Origin of the sequence: Planococcus maritimus (assembly GCF_001592825.1) — a bacterium.
GTDB lineage: Bacteria > Bacillota > Bacilli > Bacillales_A > Planococcaceae > Planococcus > Planococcus maritimus_C.
Map to the genome: position 1 here is coordinate 1 of NZ_LTZG01000014.1, position 448 is coordinate 448.

The following is a 448-nucleotide window of genomic DNA, read 5'->3' on the forward strand; positions in this document are numbered from 1 at the left end:
ATGGTGGAGGATGACGGGATCGAACCGCCGACCCTCTGCTTGTAAGGCAGATGCTCTCCCAGCTGAGCTAATCCTCCATGAATGGTGACCCCTACGGGATTCGAACCCGTGTTACCGCCGTGAAAGGGCGGTGTCTTAACCGCTTGACCAAGGGGCCTTACAAAAATTATAAAGAAAACAGTTTCCGATGTAAAGAAACTTCAAAGAATCAAAAGCTTCCAACCGGGCTCGAACCGGTGACCTCTTCCTTACCATGGAAGCACTCTACCTACTGAGCTATGGAAGCAAGGTAAAAGGAAATCTCGGTACAAAGTAAAAAAAGATAATTGCCCAGCGACGTCCTACTCTCACAGGGGGAACCCCCCAACTACCATCGGCGCAAAAGAGCTTAACTTCCGTGTTCGGGATGGGAACGGGTGTGGCCTCTTTGCCATCATCACTGGACTAT

Annotated in this window: 3 tRNA genes and 1 rRNA gene; all 4 read right to left on the reverse strand. The window is 50.2% G+C overall.

Features of this window, described 5'->3' with window-relative positions:
- Position 1: 1 nt before the first annotated feature.
- Positions 2 to 77 (reverse strand) — tRNA-Val (locus AY633_RS10375).
- Positions 78 to 82: 5 nt separating this feature from the next.
- Positions 83 to 157: transfer RNA gene (locus AY633_RS10380), tRNA-Glu, on the reverse strand.
- Positions 158 to 213: 56 nt separating this feature from the next.
- Positions 214 to 286: transfer RNA gene (locus AY633_RS10385), tRNA-Thr, on the reverse strand.
- A 42-nt stretch (positions 287 to 328) separates the two neighbouring features.
- A 5S ribosomal RNA gene (gene rrf, locus AY633_RS10390) occupies positions 329 to 444 on the reverse strand.
- Positions 445 to 448: the final 4 nt, after the last annotated feature.